Source organism: Pseudomonas sp. S32, from assembly GCF_016648095.1.
GTDB classification, from domain to species: Bacteria; Pseudomonadota; Gammaproteobacteria; order Pseudomonadales; family Pseudomonadaceae; genus Aquipseudomonas; species Aquipseudomonas parafulva.
Map to the genome: position 1 here is coordinate 1 of NZ_JACVVF010000027.1, position 18,126 is coordinate 18,126.

At 64.4% G+C, this 18,126-nt stretch carries 17 protein-coding genes; 8 read left to right on the top strand and 9 right to left on the bottom strand.

All coding sequences use genetic code 11. From position 1 onward, the window contains the following. Positions 1–141: 141 nt before the first annotated feature. Entirely contained in the window at positions 142–921 is a 780-nt protein-coding gene (gene map, locus IAE38_RS15465; RefSeq protein WP_201164015.1) for a type I methionyl aminopeptidase, read from the bottom strand. A 120-nt stretch (positions 922–1,041) separates the two neighbouring features. Between map and pcaQ the strand changes: the two genes are divergently transcribed. From pcaQ to IAE38_RS15490, 5 genes are all read left to right on the top strand, one after another. Next, a complete protein-coding gene (gene pcaQ, locus IAE38_RS15470) occupies positions 1,042–1,974 on the top strand; it encodes a pca operon transcription factor PcaQ (protein ID WP_201164007.1) in 933 nt (310 codons plus the stop codon). 235 nt (positions 1,975–2,209) lie between these two features. Next, positions 2,210–2,974 carry an FKBP-type peptidyl-prolyl cis-trans isomerase gene (locus IAE38_RS15475; RefSeq protein WP_028635392.1) on the top strand — a complete coding sequence of 255 codons (765 nt, stop codon included), beginning with the start codon at positions 2,210–2,212 and terminating at the stop codon, positions 2,972–2,974. A gap of 297 nt (positions 2,975–3,271) precedes the next feature. Then, positions 3,272–3,712 carry a YkvA family protein gene (locus IAE38_RS15480; RefSeq protein WP_201218215.1) on the top strand — a complete coding sequence of 147 codons (441 nt, stop codon included), beginning with the start codon at positions 3,272–3,274 and terminating at the stop codon, positions 3,710–3,712. 121 nt (positions 3,713–3,833) lie between these two features. Beyond that, the gene (locus tag IAE38_RS15485; protein WP_201218216.1) at positions 3,834–4,178 is read left to right on the top strand and encodes a helix-turn-helix domain-containing protein; all 345 of its coding nucleotides are present in this window, start codon (positions 3,834–3,836) and stop codon (positions 4,176–4,178) included. After that, on the top strand, positions 4,175–4,543 hold the full coding sequence (locus IAE38_RS15490) for a hypothetical protein (protein ID WP_028635395.1): 369 nt from the start codon (positions 4,175–4,177) through the stop codon (positions 4,541–4,543). Before IAE38_RS15485 ends, IAE38_RS15490 begins: the two co-directional genes overlap by 4 nt. Before the next feature lie 19 nt (positions 4,544–4,562). On the opposite strand, the gene IAE38_RS15495 is transcribed toward IAE38_RS15490, so the two are convergent. The 5 genes from IAE38_RS15495 to IAE38_RS15515 are packed head-to-tail and all read right to left on the bottom strand — an operon-like array spanning position 4,563 to position 11,025. Next, complete coding sequence (locus IAE38_RS15495) at positions 4,563–5,810, bottom strand: NAD(P)/FAD-dependent oxidoreductase (RefSeq protein ID WP_201164004.1); 1,248 nt, start codon at positions 5,808–5,810, stop codon at positions 4,563–4,565. 2 nt (positions 5,811–5,812) lie between these two features. After that, complete coding sequence (locus IAE38_RS15500; RefSeq protein WP_201218217.1) at positions 5,813–7,390, bottom strand: aldehyde dehydrogenase (NADP(+)); 1,578 nt, start codon at positions 7,388–7,390, stop codon at positions 5,813–5,815. Between the two features lie 49 nt (positions 7,391–7,439). Continuing rightward, positions 7,440–8,387: a dihydrodipicolinate synthase family protein gene (locus IAE38_RS15505; RefSeq protein WP_201218218.1), complete on the bottom strand. Its 948-nt coding sequence runs from the start codon at positions 8,385–8,387 to the stop codon at positions 7,440–7,442. 43 nt (positions 8,388–8,430) lie between these two features. Next, positions 8,431–9,357, bottom strand: a complete 927-nt coding sequence (locus IAE38_RS15510; RefSeq protein ID WP_201218219.1) for a 4-hydroxyproline epimerase — start codon at positions 9,355–9,357, stop codon at positions 8,431–8,433. Positions 9,358–9,408: 51 nt separating this feature from the next. Beyond that, positions 9,409–11,025: an APC family permease gene (locus IAE38_RS15515; RefSeq protein ID WP_201218220.1), complete on the bottom strand. Its 1,617-nt coding sequence runs from the start codon at positions 11,023–11,025 to the stop codon at positions 9,409–9,411. A 242-nt stretch (positions 11,026–11,267) separates the two neighbouring features. On the opposite strand from IAE38_RS15515, the gene IAE38_RS15520 reads away from it, so the two are divergent. After that, on the top strand, positions 11,268–12,050 hold the full coding sequence (locus IAE38_RS15520; RefSeq protein ID WP_201163999.1) for an AraC family transcriptional regulator: 783 nt from the start codon (positions 11,268–11,270) through the stop codon (positions 12,048–12,050). Here IAE38_RS15520 and IAE38_RS15525 read toward each other — a convergent pair. Next, positions 12,038–12,925, bottom strand: a complete 888-nt coding sequence (locus tag IAE38_RS15525) for a LysR family transcriptional regulator (protein WP_201218221.1) — start codon at positions 12,923–12,925, stop codon at positions 12,038–12,040. The genes IAE38_RS15520 and IAE38_RS15525 overlap by 13 nt on opposite strands. A 140-nt stretch (positions 12,926–13,065) precedes the next feature. Between IAE38_RS15525 and moaB the strand changes: the two genes are divergently transcribed. Next, positions 13,066–13,605, top strand: coding sequence for a molybdenum cofactor biosynthesis protein B (moaB, locus tag IAE38_RS15530; RefSeq protein WP_201213235.1), 540 nt, complete (start codon positions 13,066–13,068; stop codon positions 13,603–13,605). Positions 13,606–13,645: 40 nt separating this feature from the next. On the opposite strand, the gene IAE38_RS15535 is transcribed toward moaB, so the two are convergent. Together IAE38_RS15535 and moaA are read right to left on the bottom strand one after the other, a co-directional pair. Further along, a complete protein-coding gene (locus IAE38_RS15535; RefSeq protein WP_201218222.1) occupies positions 13,646–14,545 on the bottom strand; it encodes a bestrophin family protein in 900 nt (299 codons plus the stop codon). 20 nt (positions 14,546–14,565) lie between these two features. Next, on the bottom strand, positions 14,566–15,570 hold the full coding sequence (gene moaA / locus IAE38_RS15540) for a GTP 3',8-cyclase MoaA (RefSeq protein ID WP_028635405.1): 1,005 nt from the start codon (positions 15,568–15,570) through the stop codon (positions 14,566–14,568). 213 nt (positions 15,571–15,783) lie between these two features. On the opposite strand from moaA, the gene IAE38_RS15545 reads away from it, so the two are divergent. Then, complete coding sequence (locus IAE38_RS15545) at positions 15,784–18,114, top strand: FdhF/YdeP family oxidoreductase (protein WP_201218223.1); 2,331 nt, start codon at positions 15,784–15,786, stop codon at positions 18,112–18,114. The last annotated feature ends 12 nt before the right edge of the window (positions 18,115–18,126 follow it).

Here is an 18,126-nt window from a genome sequence, read left to right on the forward strand (position 1 = left end):
CCGGCCTGTCACGCCGGGGGTCGCGGGTTCGAGTCCCGTCCGCTGCGCCATATTCCGCTTCAAGGGCCCACTGAACACCCTGAAGCATCAAAAAAGCGACCTTAGGGTCGCTTTTTTCGTTTTGGCGTTTTCGCCGCACGTTCAGTGGCGGCCACGCTCTTCATCGCGCAAGGTCAGCACTTCATAGCCCTCTTCTGTTACCGCCACGGTATGCTCCCACTGGGCCGAGAGGCTGTGGTCACGGGTGATCACCGTCCAGCCATCTTTCAACGTACGGGTACCGCGCCCACCCTGGTTGATCATCGGTTCGATGGTGAACACCATGCCAGGTTTCAGCTTCATGCCCATGCCGCGTTGGCCCACGTGCAGCACTTCGGGCGCCTCGTGCATCTGCTGGCCGATGCCATGGCCGCAGTACTCCCGAACCACACTGTAGCCTGCGCCCTCGGCGTGAGCCTGGATAGCGTGACCGATATCACCCAGCGTGGCCCCCGGGCGGACCTGTGCAATGCCTTTCCACAGCGCATCGTAGGTGGTCGCTACCAGATGGCGGGCCTCGTCGCTTACCGGCCCCAGGCTGTACATCTTCGAGGAGTCCGCAATGTACCCACCCTGTTCCAGGGTGATATCGACATTGATGATGGACCCCGCCTGAAGCACCTCATCGGCCTTGGGCATACCGTGGCACACCACGTGATCCACCGAGGTGTTGAGCGCATAGGGGAAGCCATACTGGCCCTTGCTGGCGGGGCGTGCCCTGAGTGTGTCGAGGATGAACGCCTCGGCCCGGTCGTTGATCTGCAGGGTGGTGACACCCGGGCGGATAAAGCTGTCGAGATCGGCGAACACTTGCGCCAGAAGCTGGCCGGCGCGGCGCATCAGGTCGAGTTGGGCGGGGGTCTTGATGATGACCTTGGACATGGGGGAGGGCAGTTGCTCATGCGGAAATTTGCTCAAGCATAGCGCCTGCCGTACCCAGGTTGCCAATGCGGCGGGGCCGCAGTGGGCACGGCCTTGCCGACAATGCGGTAAGCTGGCGCCATGAACCTCGACACCCGTATCAAGTACCGCCACCTACTGTGCTTTCTGGAGATTGCCCGGCAGGGCAGCCTGGCCAGGGCGGCAGACGTGCTCGCCATCAGCCAGCCGGCGATCTCCAAGACCCTCAGGGAACTCGAAGACCTACTGCAGGCCAGGCTGTTCGTGCGTGGCCGCCAGGGCGTTGAGCTGACCCCCGCTGGTACACGCTTCATGCGTTATGCAGGGCCCAGTGTGCAGGCCCTGCGCGATGGCGTCAGCTGCCTGCGCGGCGAGGCGCAGGTGCCGTCCCAGGTGCGCATCGGTGTGTTGTCCACGGTCGAAAGCCTGTTGATGCCCGAGGTGCTGTGCCGCCTGCATCAGCGCCACCAGGCCTTGGTCATCAGCGTGGTGACCGGCGTGAGTGCCCAATTGCTAGGCCAGTTGCGCGTGGGTGAACTGGAGCTGGTGGTGGGGCGGATGACCGACAGCCCGCAGATACAGGGCCTTTCGTTCGAGCACCTGTACAGCGAGTCCATGACCCTGGTGGTGCGCGCCGGTCACCCGCTGCTGGCTGCTACACCGCTCGAACGGGCGCGTGTAGGGCAGTACCCACTGGTAGTGCCGCCGGCCGGTACAACGATCCGTCAGCATGCCGACAGCCTGTTCGTGCAAGGCGGCATCCAGATGCCCGCACAGCGCCTGGAAACCTTGTCGCTGGTGCTGAGCCGGCGTTACGTGCAGGGCAGCGACGCGGTTTGGGTAGCCCCGCGCGACGCTGTGCTGCTGGACCTGCGCCGTGGCGACCTGGTCGAACTCGACCTGGGCGTGCGCGAGCCTGGCGGTTCGGTGGGCATCTGCCGCAATGCTGCACTGGCACAGAGCCTGCCGGGGCAGTGGGTGTGCGACGTGTTGCGTGAGGTGGCCGCGCAGTATCGGGAGCGCGCCTATCCATGAAGCTGTACCTGATCCAGCATTGAGTGTCTGTAGCCGCAAGGCCAGCCTGTAGGCGCCTCTTTCCGGTTGATGGCCAAAATTGACGACCGAATTGATGACGTGCGACGCGGTAGGGTGGCTGCTGAACTTATTGCGTGAAACCCGCTCCTATGCCGGTAGCCATTGGTGACGACCGCCTGCTAAGCTCGCGGCCTACACCCTGATTGCCCTTATGGCGCATGAACAAGGAAATAGCATGAAACAGCATCGTTTGGCGGCTGCGGTTGCCCTGGTAGGCCTGGTACTGGCTGGTTGCGACCAGCAGGCCAGCAGCCCCGAACTGAAGACCCCCGCGCAGAAAGCCTCCTACGGTATCGGCCTGAACATGGGCAAGAGCCTGGCTCAGGAAGGCATGGATGACCTTGATTCGAAAGCAGTCGCGCTGGGTATCGAAGACGCCGTTGGCAAGAAAGAGCAGCGCCTGAAGGACGAAGAGCTGGTAGAGGCTTTCACCGCGCTGCAGAAACGCGCCGAAGAACGCCTGGCCAAGGCCAGCGAAGAAGCGGCCTCTGCCGGCAAGAAGTTCCTGGAAGAAAACGCCAAGAAGCCGGGTGTGGTTACCACGGCGTCGGGCCTGCAGTATGAAGTGGTGAAGAAGGCCGACGGCCCGCAGCCCAAGCCTACCGATGTGGTGACCGTTCACTACGAAGGCAAGCTGATCGATGGCAAGGTGTTCGACAGCTCGGTCGAGCGCGGCAGCCCGATCGATCTGCCGGTGAGCGGCGTGATCCCAGGTTGGGTCGAAGGCCTGCAACTGATGCACGTGGGCGAGAAGTACAAGCTGTTCATCCCGGCTGAGCTGGCCTACGGCGCACAGAGCCCAAGCCCGCTGATCCCGGCAAACTCGGTATTGGTGTTCGACCTTGAGCTGATCGCCATCAAGGACCCGGCTCAGCTGCAAGGCGCCGAACCTGAAGCAGACGCCCCAGCCGAAGCCCCGGCTGAAGCACCTGCCAAGTAAAAGCCGGTTGCTGCAACCCTGAACGCCCCGTCCCGACGGGGCGTTCGTGTTTGTGCAGAGTGCTTGGTCGAACCGGCAAGTGCTGATAGTGTCCGAGGACATGCAGCGTGTAGAAGCAGGAAGCGTCTAACCTGAGCCGTTTGGCCCGTACGCGTGTGCGAGACTGTAACGGCTGTGTAAAAAACGCCCGATCTGACCTTGGCCCTTGCCTGATAGGCACCTGACGTCAGAAACACCGCCCTGTTCACAAGGTTATCCACAATAAATGTGGATAACCTTTTCCGTCCTGGAGGCTCCATGAATGCACCCTGGAATTTCGCTCGCTTTCTGCCGCTGGCCGAGCGCCTGCTCAGCCGCGGTCGGTTGCCTGCACTGCTGTTTGCTGTGGCTCGCAAAGGCCCGCGGCTGGGCAAGTTGCGTGAAGACGTGAAGCTGATGCAGTCACTGTGCCTGGCATGGTGGCGCGGCGAGTACCGTGCCATAAGCCCCAAAGCGCTGGTCACGATCGTGGCAGGTCTGCTGTATTTTGTAAGCCCCATCGACGCCATCCCCGATTGGTTGTTGGGTGTGGGCTTCCTGGATGACATTGCGGTGCTGGGCTGGGTAATGAAGACCGTGGCCGATGAACTGGCGCGGTTCAAGGCGTGGCGTGACAGCCAGGCCCCCGAGCGTTTGCGCGTGGTGGAGCGGTTGCCAGCTACCCCCGAAGCCCTGCGCCTGGAGCGTCTTGCGTCCTGATATCAGCCCCTCAGCCTGGCCGCTAAGGTGCCTGGCTGCACAGATCGCGGACTTGGTCATATAATTGGCATAAGGGTTATGCCAACGGATTACATGCGGTAATCCTCTTGAGGGGTTCGTAATGGGTATTCAGGTCATCAGCCGGGACGGTCAGCCAGAGTACGCCGTCGTTCCGTGGGAGCACTATCAGGCGTTGCTGAAGGCTGTAGGGCAGGCCCCGGCAACGCCCCCCGTCACAGGCGGCGAAAGCGGCGAGCAGCAGCCACCTGCACCCGCGCCCGCCTTCAGTGAGGTGGGGGATATCCGCAGAGCCAAAGGGATTGCTGCCGAACAGTTGGCCCGAAACGTAGGGGTAAGCCCCGCTTACCTGGCCATGATTGAAGCCGGCGAGCGCCAGCCTGATGCTGCCATCCGCCGCGCATTGGCGTGGCACCTGGGCGTGGCTGGCTGGAGCGAGGTGTCATGAGCCACGTCAGGATCAGCCGCCAGCATTGGGATAACCTGCTGGGCGAGCTAGATCTGGCCAGGCGTCAACGCCACCTGCTGACCTACCGTGCGCTTATCGAGCGCTTGCAATTGCCCAGCCCGGCCATGCAGACACTGACCGCAGCGCTGGAGTACCTGGCCGTGCTGGATGCCCGGGCCGAGCAGCCACTGCGAAGTTCGCTGGTGATCAGCCAGGGTGCCAGCCGGCTGCCCCGTACCGGGTTTTTCGAGTGCGTCGAAAAACTGGGTCGCTTTTCGGGCCCGGTCGATGGCATGGAAGCAGCGTCCTGGCATGCTTCCGAAGTGGTGCGGGTGTTTGAGTACAGCTACCCGGAAGCGCCTTAGCAGCAGTGGTATCGGGTGATCAGAAGCGGTCCAGGCGGTATGCCCGGGTTTCAGGGCCGCCAAGCGCCTCGGCCAGCCGACCCACCCATTGCGCTGTGACCGCCGCCTGGGTCAAGCCCAGGTGCTGATGCCCGAAAGCCAGCAGCACCCGGCCTTCACACACCCGGTCGATCACCGGCAACGAGTCTGGCAACGACGGGCGCATCCCCATCCAGGTGCTCGCACCCTCGGTGCTCAAGTCTTCCCTGAACAACCCTTTGCTCAACCGGTGCAGTTGCCACGCCCGCTGCATGTTCGGGGGGGCTTGCAGGCCGGCGAACTCGACCGTGCCGGCCAGGCGTAACCCCCCGGTCATGGGCGTCATGATGAACTTGCGCTCAAGGGATGTGACGGCGAACGGCAGGCGTTGGTGTTCGGCCGGCAGCATCAGGTGGTACCCCCGTTCGGTGTCCAGTGGCACCTGCTTGCCCGTGAGCGCAGCAGTGAGGTGCGCCGAATGCGCGCCACAACTCAGCAACACCTGGCGGGCATGCAGCGCACCGCAGTTGCTGGCAAGGGTTACCCCGGCGCTGTGCAGCCGCCCACCGTCGACCTGAGCCTGCATGAAGCGTACGCCCTCGGCCTGGGCCGCCTCGAACAGCTCGCACAGCACCCGATAGGGGTCGATGAAGTGGCCAGTGGACGGGAAGAACAAACCGCCCAGCAGGCTTGGGTTCAGCTGGGGCGCAGCGGCCTGTACCTGCCGCGCAGACCACAGCTCCACCGGGACGGCCTGTTGCTGCATGCGGTTGCGCAACGCCGCCAGCGCCTCACTGGATTCTGGCCGCTCGAACACCAGCAGCGAGCCATCCTGATGGAACAGGTCGCTGCGCCCGATCGACCCCAGCAACTGCTGCCAGGCCGCCAGGCTGGCTTCGTTGAGCGCGCGAATACCCGCGACGCTGCGCTGGAACGGTGCCGGGCGCAGGTTGAGCAGCAGGCGGGTGAACCAGGGCATCGCCTTGGGCAGGTACTTCCAGTCCAGGCGCAGTGGCCCCATCGGGTCCAGCAGCATGCGCGGCAGGCGCTTGAGAATCGACAGGTCGGCGATGGGGAACACCTGCTCGGTAGCCAGGTGCCCCGCATTGCCCCAGGATGCCCCCTGGCCGGGGAGCTGGCGGTCGACCAGCAGTACCTGCCGGCCTTGGCGTGCCAGCTGCAGGGCGCAGGCCACACCGATGATGCCGGCACCCACTACCACGATATCGTTTGCGGGGGTGTGCTCCATACTCAGCCTTCCCGCTTGCCGTCGAGCAGGCGCCGCAGTTGCAACGGGTTGGTGTGCTGCAACGCCTCAGGCAACAGCGCGTCAGGAAAGTCCTGGTAGCACACCGGTCGCAGGAAACGCTGGATGGCCGCGGTGCCCACCGACGTACTGCGGGCATCGGACGTGGCCGGGAATGGCCCACCATGCACCATGGCGTCACACACCTCTACACCGGTCGGCCAGCCATTGACCAGAATCCGCCCAGCCTTGCGTTCCAGGGTGGGCAGCAGGGCGCGGGCGCTGTCGATGTCGGCGTCGTCCAATTGCAGGGTAGCAGTGAGCTGGCCCTCGAGGTGATCGGCCACTTCACGCATCTGCTGGTCGCTGGCACAGGCCACCACCAGCGATGTGGCACCAAATACTTCGGCCTGCAGTGTAGGGTCGGCGAGAAACGCCTCGGCCTCGGCCACGAACAGGTGCGCCTGGCCTTGGTTGACGCCCTCGGCCGCAAGGCCGCTCGCCACCTGCGAGGCACCTCCATTTTCAGCCAGGGCACCGATGCCTGCCTGGTAGGCGGCAAAAATCCCGGGGGTGAGCATGGTCTGCGCTGCGGCCTGGCTCACATGCTGGCTGGCAGCCTGGATGAAGCGTTGCAAATCAGGCCCCTGCTTGGCGATCACCAACCCTGGGTTGGTACAGAACTGCCCTGCACCTTGAGTGAGTGAGCCAATGAACCCCTGGGCCATGGCTTCAGCGCGTGCCTGCAAGGCCGCACCGAACAGGAACACCGGGTTGATCGAGCTCATCTCCGCATACACCGGAACAGGTTCGGGCCGAGCCTGGGCGGCTTGGCACAAGGCCAGGCCGCCGCTGCGTGAACCGGTAAAGCCCACGGCCTTGATGCGGGGGTCGCTGACCAGCGCGATGCCCACTTCACGGCCCGAACCGTACAACAGCGAGAACACCCCTTCAGGCAGCCCGCACTGCTGGACGGCATTTGCCACGGCCTGGCCTACCAGTTCGCTGGTGCCAGGGTGAGCGCCGTGCGCCTTGACCACTACCGGGCAGCCGGCCGCCAGCGCCGAGGCGGTGTCGCCACCGGCTACCGAGAACGCCAGCGGGAAGTTGCTGGCGCCGAATACCGCGACCGGCCCCAGGGCGATGTGCCGTTGGCGCAGGTCAGGGCGGGGCAGGGGTTGGCGCTCCGGCAGGGCCGGGTCGACCCTTACGTCCAGCCACTCACCGGCCCGCACCACGCGGGCGAAAGCGCGCAACTGGGTGCAGGTGCGGCCGCGCTCGCCCTGGATACGCGCCGTGGGCAGGCCCGTTTCGGCGACGGCGCGCTCGATCAGTGCATCGCCGAGGGCTTCGATGTGTGCGGCGATTGCTTCCAGAAAGCCGGCACGCTGTTCCAGTGTGGTTTCGCGATAGACGTCGAACGCCGCCCAGGCCAGGGCGCAGGCCTGGGCCACGTGTTCGCCCGTGCCGCCCTGGTACGCCGGCTCCAGTGCCTGGCCGCTGGCCGGGTTGATGGCGCGCAGGGCTTGACGTGTACCGGCTACCGGGGTTTGGCCGATCAGCAGTTTGCCTGTAAGGGGCATGGTGACTCCTTGTGAATGCAGTGCAGGTGCAGGGAGAAGGCGGCTGCGGTCAGGCCACGTTCTGCTCGGTCGACCAGTGTGCATACCAGCTACGGAACAGCGCGTATTGCTGCTCGGCGTAATTGCGCTGGGCATCGGTCAGGGCATCGGTCTCGTTGAAGTGCAGGGTGTACTCCGTGTCGCCGTTGAGCACCATCAGGTGCTTGTAGTACAGCACCAGGTCGCAACCTTCATCGAACGACGACAGCACCCCCAGTGCCGCTTCCAGCTCACGGGCCAGGCGGCGGGCTCGGGCGTCGCCCTTGGCGGCCTGCTTGCTCAGGCTCACCAGTTGCAGCACCTCCCGTGGCAAGGCGTTACCGATGCCGGTGATGGCGCCGGTGGCGTTGCAGTTGACGAAGCCATGCACCACCTGGGTATCCACGCCCACCATCAGCGTCACACCGTCATCCTTGGAGGTGATGTGCTCGGCCGCATAGCGCAGGTCCGCGCCGCCGCCGAACTCCTTGAAGCCGATCAGGTTGGGGAATTGCTGGCGCAGTTCGAAGAACAGGTCGGCGCGGGTGGCGAAGCCGTAGTACGGGCTGTTGTAGATCACTGCCGGCAGCGCAGGCGCGGCGGCCAGAATCGCCGCGAAGTGGTGCTTCTGGGCAATCAGCGATGCACCCCGGCTGAGCACCCGTGGAATGACCATCAGGCCCGCGGCGCCCACCTTTGCCGCGTGGGCAGCGTGGGCGACGGCCTCGCGGGTGTTCACCGCGCCGGTGCCGACGATGGTCGGGATGCCCGCTGCCACCAGCCGCGCCACACCCTCCTGGCGTTCGGCTTCGCTGAGCAGTGGCCAGTCACCCATCGAGCCGCAGTACACCACTGCGCTCATGCCAGCCTCGATCAGCTCACGGCCCTTGCGCACCAGTGCGTCGTAGTCAGGTTTGCGCTCGGCGGTGCAGGGGGTCATCAGGGCGGGCATGGTGCCGGTGAAGATGTTGTCAGTCATTGTTAGTGCTCCTGGCGGTGTCGGGTGGTAAAGGAAACAGGGGTCAGATGCCCCAGGCGAAGGGGTCCTGTTCGTCGATCAGCAGCGTGCTGTCGGCGGTCATGTAGGCGCGGCCGGTAATGAACGGGCGAATTCGCTCACCGTCGCGCTCGTAGCGGCCAGTGAACTGGCTGCCGGTGATGCTGGCCTGTACCCAGACCTGGCCCTCGGCCAGCTTGCCGTCTGCCGCCAGGCAGGCCAGCTTGGCGCTGGTGCCGGTGCCGCAAGGCGAACGGTCGTAGGCTTTGCCCGGGCACATGACGAAGTTGCGGCTGTCGGCCGCGGCGTCTTCGGCAAACAGCTCGATATGGTCGATGGGGGCACCGTGCTCACCGGTAATGCCTTGGGCTTCGAGGGCCTTGAGCATGGCCCAGGTGTAGTCGGTGAGGGCTTCGCGGTTACTCAGTTCAAGGCGCTGGCCATGCTCGCTGACCAGAAAGAACCAGTTGCCACCCCAGGCGATATCGCCGTGCACCACGCCATGGCCGGGTACATCCACCGCCACCTGCTGGCGGTAGCGGTAGGCGGGCACGTTGCCGACGGTGATGGCGCCGTCCTCATGCAGGGTGGCGCTGACCTGGCCGACCGGGGTGTCGATCTTGTGCACCCCCGGTGCGATCAGGCCCAGGTACTGCAGCGAGGCGACCAGGCCTATGGTGCCGTGGCCACACATGTTCAGGTAACCGGCGTTGTTGAAGAAGATCACCCCGCAGGTGGCATCAGCCGACACCGGCGTGCAGTACAGCGCCCCCACCAGCACGTCGTTGCCCCGCGGCTCCAGCAGGCAGGCCCGGCGCCACGCATCGTGCCGCTCACGCAGTTCGTCGCGCTGCTCGGCCATGCTGCGACCGTGCAGGTGCGGGAAGCCTTTCATCACCAGGCGCGTGGGTTCGCCGCCGGTATGCGAGTCGATGATGTGGATCTGTTTCATGGTCGTGTCCGTCGTGTGGTTGGCCAAGTCTTGCGCTGTGGATGCGGGCCCTCAGGGCGCCGTTACCGCCGGGCCTTGGGCGACCAGCGGCGCTTGGCTGGCTTCGCTTTCATCCTCGCCCTCCAGGCGCACCAGATGTGCCGGCACCCCGGTGCGCGCACCCCAGTAGTAAATGCCAAGCGCACATGCGGCGACGATCACGGTGTCGAGCGGGTGGCCGATCACCCCGGTGCCGCCAAAGCTGCCCAGCCAGGACAGCAGGATGGTCACGGCGTAGAAGCCGATCAGCCACGCCGACGAGCGCACCTGCTGGGCCAGCGACACGTGCTCGGTGGGCACGAAGCGCGCACACACCAGGTACAGCACGAACATCAGGATTTGCAGCGCCAGCAGCCAGGACACCGTGCCCCAGCCCGACCAATACACGATCAGTGCGGCGATGATGAACGACAGCGGGCCCAGTACCCCCATGCCCTTGACCCGGAACGGGCGCGGCATGTCGGGAGCGTTTCGGCGCAGGGCGGCGACGGTCACCGGGGCGACGGCGTAACTCAGCACCAGTGCAGCGGACACCACGTTGATCAGCGCTTCCCACGAGGGGAACGGCAGGGTCCAGAACACCGCCAGGCCGAACGTCAGCCACAGGGCCGGGCGCGGAATACCAGACTGCTCATCGACGCGGGTGAAGTAGCGGAAGAACGTGCCGGTCTTCGCCCAGCCATACACCACGCGGGGGGTGGCATTCATGTAGATGTTGCCGCAGCCGCTTGGGGAGATCACCGCATCCGCCACCACCAGGTAGGCCAGCCAGCCCACTCCCAAGGCCAGGGCGATGTCGCGGTAGGGCAGGGCCAGTTCCTTTGTCACCGCCGACCAGCCATTGGTCAGCATGTCAGTGGGCACGCTGCCGAGAAATGCCAGTTGCAGCAGGGCGTAGATGGCGGTGGACAGCAGCACCGACAGTATCAGCGCAATAGGAATGGTGCGTTGCGGGTTCTTGACCTCGCTGGCCACCGAGATGATCGGTGTGAGGCCCAGGTAGGCGAAAATGATGCCACCGGCCGATACCGCCATTTCCACCCCGGACAGGCCAAACGGCGCAAAACCCTGTACCTGGAAATTCTCGGGTTTGAAGAAGGTGAACAGCACCCCGATCACCAGCAGCGGCACGATGAACTTGAACACGCTGACCAGGTTGTTGGCTTTGGCGAAGGTTTTCACGCTGCGGTAGTTCAGGATGAAGAACAGCCCCAACAGTGCGAACTGCACCAGCCAGCCAAGCACGGTCGGGTCGCTGGTGCCGGCCTTTGTCAGCCCCGGGAACCAGGCAGCGGCGTACTGGCGCGAGGCGACCACTTCGATGGCGATCAGGCTGGAAAAGGCGATCAGGGTGATGAACCCCATCAGGTAGCCCAGCAGTGGCCCGTGGGAATACACCGGGTAGCGCACCACGCCGCCGGCACGCGGCAGGGCCGCGCCCAGCTCGCAATACACGATGCCCAGCAGCAGCACGGCAAAGCCGCCCAGAAACCACGACAGAATGCCCGCAGGCCCGGCAATGGCCGATACGTGGCTGGCAGCGAACAGCCAGCCGGAGCCGAAGATGGCCCCTAGGCCGATGAAGGTGAGGTCCAGCAATGACAGCTGTTTCTTGAATTTGCCTGACATGGGTTCGCCTTTTTGTTGGTTATTGGATAGGCAGGTCTGATGTCACGAGGTGCGGCGTTGCGGCCGCGCTTTTGTGGAACATGGGCGGCTTGCATTGGGCATAGAGTGAACCGATCGGCGGGGCGGTTCTTGATGGTTTTCTGCAGGGGGCATGACGAAATCGGCACAGTCACGAAAAACCGTTGGCGTGCTGCAAGGCCGTGGAGATAGGCTCGAAGCCTCACTGAACATGGGCTTTAGAGATGATGCCTACCCCCCTGGCTACCCTGTGCCCGGCGCTGGAACGGTACCGGCCGGCCAACCTTGAGGCGCTGCTGGGCGGCGTATCGCTGCTGCTGCCCATCCTTGACGCCATCCCCAACGCGGCGATCTTCATCAAGGATGAAGCTGCCCGTTATGTGCTGGCCAACACCACCCTGGTGCAGCGCTGTGGGCTCAAAGGGCTGGCGCCGTTGCTGGGCAAGACCAGCGCCGAGGTGTTTCCGGCGCAGCTGGGCCCGGGCTACACCGAGCAGGACCGCCGCGTGTTGAAGGAGGGCCTGGTGCTCGAAGACCAGTTGGAACTGCACCTGTATGGCAGCCGCGAGGCCGGCTGGTGCCTGACCCACAAGCGCCCTTTGCACAACGTGGAAGGGGCCATCATTGGCCTGGTCGGCATTTCGGTGGACCTGCAGTCAGCGGCAGACACGCACCCCGCCTATCAGCGCCTGGCCGCTGTGGACGAGCACATTCGTCGCCACTTCCAGCAGCCGATCAGCATGCGGGAGCTGACCCGCATAGCGGGCATATCCGTCGCGCAACTGGAGCGTTACTGCAAGCGGGTGTTTCACCTCACGCCCCGGCAGATGATTCACAAGGCGCGCCTGGAACAGGCCCACCGGCTGCTGCATTCCGAGCTGCCAATCACCGAGGTCGCGCTACGCTGCGGCTACACCGACCACAGCGCCTTCAGCCGCCAGTTCAAGCAACTGACCGGGTTCACCCCCCGCCAGTACCGCCAGGCGACCAGTGTTCAGGGCGCCTGAAACAGTGCTTTCGCCTCGGTAAAGCACTGCTCGGCAATGGCCGAACGCGGTTCGCTGCGGCGCAGCAGCAGGCCCACGGGGCTGTGGATGGCGGCATCCACCACCGGCAGGATGCGCAGGTGCTCGCTGAGGGCTTCCAGGCCGCAGCCCAGCGGCATGATTGCGCAGCACAGGCCGCTGCTGATGGCCTGGACCAGCTGGAAACTGGAGTCGCTTTCCAGCACCGCATTGGGTTCCAGGCCCCGGCTGCGCAGGCTCAGGTCCAGTGATTGGCGGTAGTGCATGCCCTTGCTCAGTAGGCCCAGGGGCGTGTCGCCCAGCTGGTCCCAGCGCAAGGCATCGCCCGTGAACTGGAAATGCCGCGTGTCATGCAACAGGCCCATGGTGGTGATGCCCAGTTCGATGACCTCGAAGAACCGGGTATTGACCTGGTCCAGGTAGCAGATGCCCAGGTCGAGCTGGTTGCGGCTAAGGCCATCGACCACCTGCTCCGAACTCAGCGAGCTGAGCTGAAAGTGCAGCCCGGGGTATTTTGCCCGCAGCGGCAACAACAATTGCATAGGGTTGAAGCTGGCCAGCGGTACCGTGCCCAGGCGCAGGCTGCCTACCACCTGGCCACGGCAATTGGCCGCCTCGGCCTGCAGGCCATCGTGGGCGGCGAGCAGGGTGCGGGCCCAGGCCAGGATGCGTTCGCCGGCCTCGGTAAAGCCTTCGAATCGCTGGCCCCGTTTGACCAGCACCAGGTCCAGTTCATCTTCAAGGTTGCGCAAGCGCATGGACAGGGTCGGCTGGGTGATGTGGCACAACGCCGCTGCTTGCCCGAAGTGGCGGGTCTGGTCGAGGGCGAGGAGAAACTTCAGCTGCTTGATGTCCATGCGCTTGCCTGGTAACGGGGTGTACAGACCTTAACCCACGTCTGCGATAGATGCTATTGATCGGCCAGTACGTGATATCGATTGGACGCCTGCAGCCCCGGCCTCTAGCGTGGCGATACTGACTTCGAGGGGGCTTTACCGTGCGTGTTCAACCTGATGCGGCCTTTGTACCGCTCAACATCGCTGTGCTGACCGTCAGCGATACCCGTACCTTCGACACCGATACTTCGGGTGAGCTGCTGGCCTGCCGCTCGGTGGAGTTTGGACATCGCCTGGTGGCGAGGGCACTGCTGAAGGATGACCTGTACAAGATCCGTGCGCAGGTCGCCAGCTGGATTGCCGACGAGCAGGTGCAGGTGGTGCTGATCACGGGGGGCACCGGTTTTACCGGGCGTGACAGTACCCCGGAAGCGGTGGAGTGTTTGCTGGACAAGCGCATCGACGGGTTCGGCGAGTTGTTCCGTGCGCTGTCGATTCTGGATATCGGTACTTCCACGGTGCAGAGCCGTGCCCTGGCAGGGCTTTCCAATCGTACCCTGGTGTGCTGCGTGCCTGGCTCCACCGGGGCTTGCCGCACGGCCTGGGAGGGCATCCTGGCCGAACAGCTGGACGCACGCCACCGGCCATGCAATTTCGTCAAGCATCTGAAGCCGGTCGCGCCCTGCGAAACCCGCGGCTGAGCCCCAATCACCCGGTAGCCGCCCGTGCGCCACTGCACCGTCAACTCAACACATACCCTACCGGCAACAACGCCGGTGGCAACGGCGTTTCCCCCAGCCCTGCCAGCACATCGCGCTCCACGGTGCGCACCATGGCGTCGGTGGGCAGGTCGTTCTCATCGCGCCCGAACGGGTCTTCCAGCTCGTTGCCGATGGCATCCAGCCCGAAGAAGGTGTACCCCACGATGGTGGTGAACAACGGCGCCAGCCAGCCCAGCGGTTCGGCCAGGGCAAAGGGCAGCAACAGGCAGAAGATGTAGATGGTGCGGTGCAGCAGCAATGTATAGGGGAACGGCAACGGCGTGCCCTTGATACGCTCGCAGGTGGCCTGCACCTCGCTCAGCCCCACCAGCCGCTGTTCCAGCAGGCTGTAGCGCCAGTCGCTGATCTTTTGCTGCTCGGCCAGGTGCGAGCACTGCGCACCGACTTCACGCAAAATCCCGTCGCACACATTGTGCGCGCTGATCCGTTCGGGTTGGGCCAGCCAGGGGCGCGCGGCCTCCATGTCATCTTCCCCGCGCAACCGCGCATTCAGGGCATGGGCAAAACCGCACAGGTTGCGCAGCAGCTCGGCCCGCAACCGGGCATCGGTGATCACCACACTTTCCCGCACGAACGAGCGGGTTTCGATGATCAGCTTGCCCCAGGCCTTGCGCCCCTCCCACCACCGGTCGTAGCAGGCGTTGTTGCGAAAACTCATGAAGATCGACAGTGACAGCCCCAGCAGGGTGAAGGGCGTGGCGCTGACCGGGTAGAAGAATGCCGGGTAATGGCGCTCGGCCAATACAATCAGCGCCGCCAACAGCGTGACCATCAGGCAGCGCAGGGCGATGCGCTTGAGGATCGACCCTTTGAGGGTGAACAGCACCCGCAGCACACCATGGGTGGGATGAACGATCATGGAAATCCAGAGACGGCTGCTCAGCCGCCGGTCATGTTCATGAAACGCAGGATCTGTACGTCGCCACCCACTTCAAAGTGGTGGCGATAGGGTTTCAGGTGCAACGAATCGCGAATGGCTGTTTCCAGCCGCTGCGGGTTGCCCGGGTGGGCGCGCAGCACGTGTTTGAGGTCAACCGAGTGCTCGTTGCCCAGGCACAGTAAAAGGCGGCCTTCCACGGTGAGCCGCACCCGGTTGCAGGTGGCGCAGAAGTTGTGGCTATGGGGTGAGATGAAGCCCACCCGGGTGCCCGGCGCTTCGGCCAGCCGCCAGTAGCGGGCAGGGCCTTGGGACGATTCGGTAGATTCGATCAGGCTGAAGTGCTCGGCCAGGCGCTCGCGCACTTCGTCGCTGGAGCAAAACGACTCACCGCGCTCATGCTCGTTGATCACGCCCAGGGGCATTTCTTCGATGAAGGTGATGTCCAGCTCGCGGTCTATGGCAAAACGCACCAGGTCTACCAGCTCATGGTCGTTGCGGCCCTTGAGCACCACGCAGTTGAGCTTGGTGCGGCGAAAGCCCGCCAGACGCGCCGCGTCTATGCCCGCAATCACTTGATGCAGGTCGCCGGTACGTGTCAGTTGCTTGAAGCGCGCAGCATTCAGGCTGTCGAGGCTGATGTTCAGGCGTGTGACGCCCGCGTCGAACAGCGGCTGCGCCAGGCGCCCCAACTGCGAGCCGTTGCTGGTCAGGCACAGCTCGCGCAGGCCGGGCAGGGCGGCGATGCGCTCGCACAAGCCGACGATGCCTTGGCGCACCAGTGGCTCCCCGCCGGTCAGGCGGATCTTGCGGGTACCCAGTGCCACGAAGCGCTCGGCCACCTGGAACAGTTCCTCGAGGCTCAGGATCTGCTGGCGCGGCAGAAACTGCATGTCTTCGGCCATGCAATACACGCAGCGGAAATCGCAGCGGTCTGTCACGGACATCCGCAGGTAGTCGATTTTCCGGTTGAAGCCGTCGATCAGGGCCCGGCTGTTCTGTTCCACGTGCACACTCGAATGGGTGGGGTACGCCTCCAAGCTATAACCTGGGGGCAGGGCAGTCAAATTGCTTTGCCCGACCGTATGATAAACAGGCTCTATCGCGGCTTGGGGCGCATCATCGAAACCGCTTATCACTCCGTAAGATCTTTCGATTGGACGCCCCAGCACCACGCTCCGTAGGCTGAATGAAAGCACCGTAGCGTGAGGATTCGCCGCATGAGCCAGGACGACCACATCAGGGACTACAAAGGCGCCGCCGCCGGCTGGGGGGCGCTCAAGAGCGTCACCAAAAGCTGGCTGGGCAGCGAAAACGCCTTCAAGAACCTGCGGGCCATGCTCAAGACCAACCAGAACGGTGGCTTCGACTGCCCCGGCTGCGCCTGGGGCGAGTCGCCGGAAAGCGATATGGTCAAGTTTTGCGAGAACGGGGCCAAAGCCGTCAACTGGGAGGCCACCGGCCGTTCGGTGGACCCTGCCTTCTTTGCCAAGTACAGCGTCAGCGCCCTGGCCGAACAGACCGACTACTGGCTGGAGTACCAGGGCCGGCTCACCCACCCCATGCGCTACGACGCCGCCACTGACCATTACGTGGAAACCAGCTGGGAAGAGGCGTTCGCCCTGATCGCCCGGCACCTGCGCGCACTCGGTTCGGCCGATGAGGCCGAGTTCTACACCTCAGGCCGCGCCAGCAATGAAGCCGCCTTCCTCTACCAGCTGTTCGTGCGCGCCTATGGCACCAACAACTTCCCCGACTGTTCCAACATGTGCCACGAGGCCAGCGGCGTGGGGATGTCCGAAACCCTCGGCGTGGGCAAGGGCACGGTGGTGTTTCACGACTTGGAACTGGCCGACGCCATCTTCGTGATCGGCCAGAACCCCGGGACCAACCACCCACGCATGCTCGAACCGTTGCGCGAGGCCGTGAAGCGCGGCGCGCAGGTGGTGTGTTTCAACCCCCTCAAGGAGCGCGGGCTGGAGCGCTTTCAGCACCCCCAGCACCCGTTCGAAATGCTCAGCAACGGCTCCGAGCCCACCAATACGGCGTATTTCCGCCCGAACCTGGGCGGCGACATGGCAGTGATGCGCGGCATCGCCAAATACCTGTTGCAATGGGAACGCGAGGCCCAGGCCAGCGGTGCGCCGGCGGTGTTCGACCACGCGTTCATCGCCGAGCACACCAGCGGCGTGGACGCCTACCTGCAGGCTGTAGATACCACGCCCTGGGCGCATATCGTGGAGCAGTCCGGGCTTACCCAGGCCGAGATCGAGCTGGCTGCGCGCATGTACCGCAAGGCCGAACGGGTGATCATGTGTTGGGCCATGGGCGTCACCCAGCACCGGCATTCGGTGCCCACCGTGCAGGAAATCGTCAACCTGCAGTTGTTGCGGGGCAACGTTGGTAAACCGGGGGCTGGGCTTTCCCCGGTGCGCGGGCACAGCAACGTGCAGGGTGACCGCACCATGGGTATCGACGAAAAGCCCAAGCCGGCGTTGCTCGATGCGCTGGAGAAGCGCTTCGAGTTCCGCGTGCCCCGCGCCCACGGCCACAACGCTGTGCTGGCGATCAAGGCCATGGAAGAGGGGCGCTCGAAGGTATTCATCGCCTTGGGCGGGAACTTCTCCCAAGCCACGCCAGATACCCCGCGCACCCACGCGGCGCTGCGCAAATGCGCGTTGACCGTGCAGATATCCACCAAGCTCAACCGTTCGCACCTGGTCACTGGGGGTGATGCGCTGATCCTGCCGTGCCTGGGCCGGACCGAAATCGACGTGCAGGCCAACGGCCCTCAAGGGGTAACGGTGGAGGACACCTTCAGCATGGTGCACATCTCCCACGGGCAACTGCGGCCGCGCTCGCCGCACCTGCGCTCGGAGCCGTGGATTGTCGCCGGCATGGCCCAGGCCACCCTGGGCAAGCAGCCAATCGACTGGGAATACGCCGTGGCAGACTACGGCCGTATCCGCAGCATGATCGCCGACGTGATCCCAGGCTTTGCCGCGTTCAACGAGCGCCTGCAAGAACCTGGCGGCTTCCACCTGGGCAATGCCGCCGCTCAACGCACCTGGCGCACGGCTACCGGCAAGGCCCGCTTCAGCCCGCATGCACTGCCTGAGCAACTGGTCAACGCCAAGGTGCTGGCCCGGGGTGACAAGCCTGACCTCATTCTGCAGACGCTGCGCTCCCACGATCAGTACAACACGACCTTGTACGGCCTGGACGACCGCTATCGCGGTGTATTCGGGCTACGTGAAGTGGTCTTCGTCAACGAAGCCGACATCCGCCGCCTGGGTTTCGAGCCCGGTGAGCAGGTAGACCTGGTGTCGCTGTGGGAAGATGACGTGGAGCGTCGCGTATCGGGCTTCCGCCTGGTGGCCTACGACGTGCCTGAGGGGCAGGCCGCGGCCTACTACCCCGAAACCAACCCGCTGGTGCCGCTGGACAGTTACGGCGACGGCACCTACACGCCGACCTCCAAGTTCGTGGCAATCAAGGTCGAGAAGGCCAAGGCGGGCAACCGGATCGAGGCGGTGCTGGCGGCTGATTGACGGCAGCAGGGC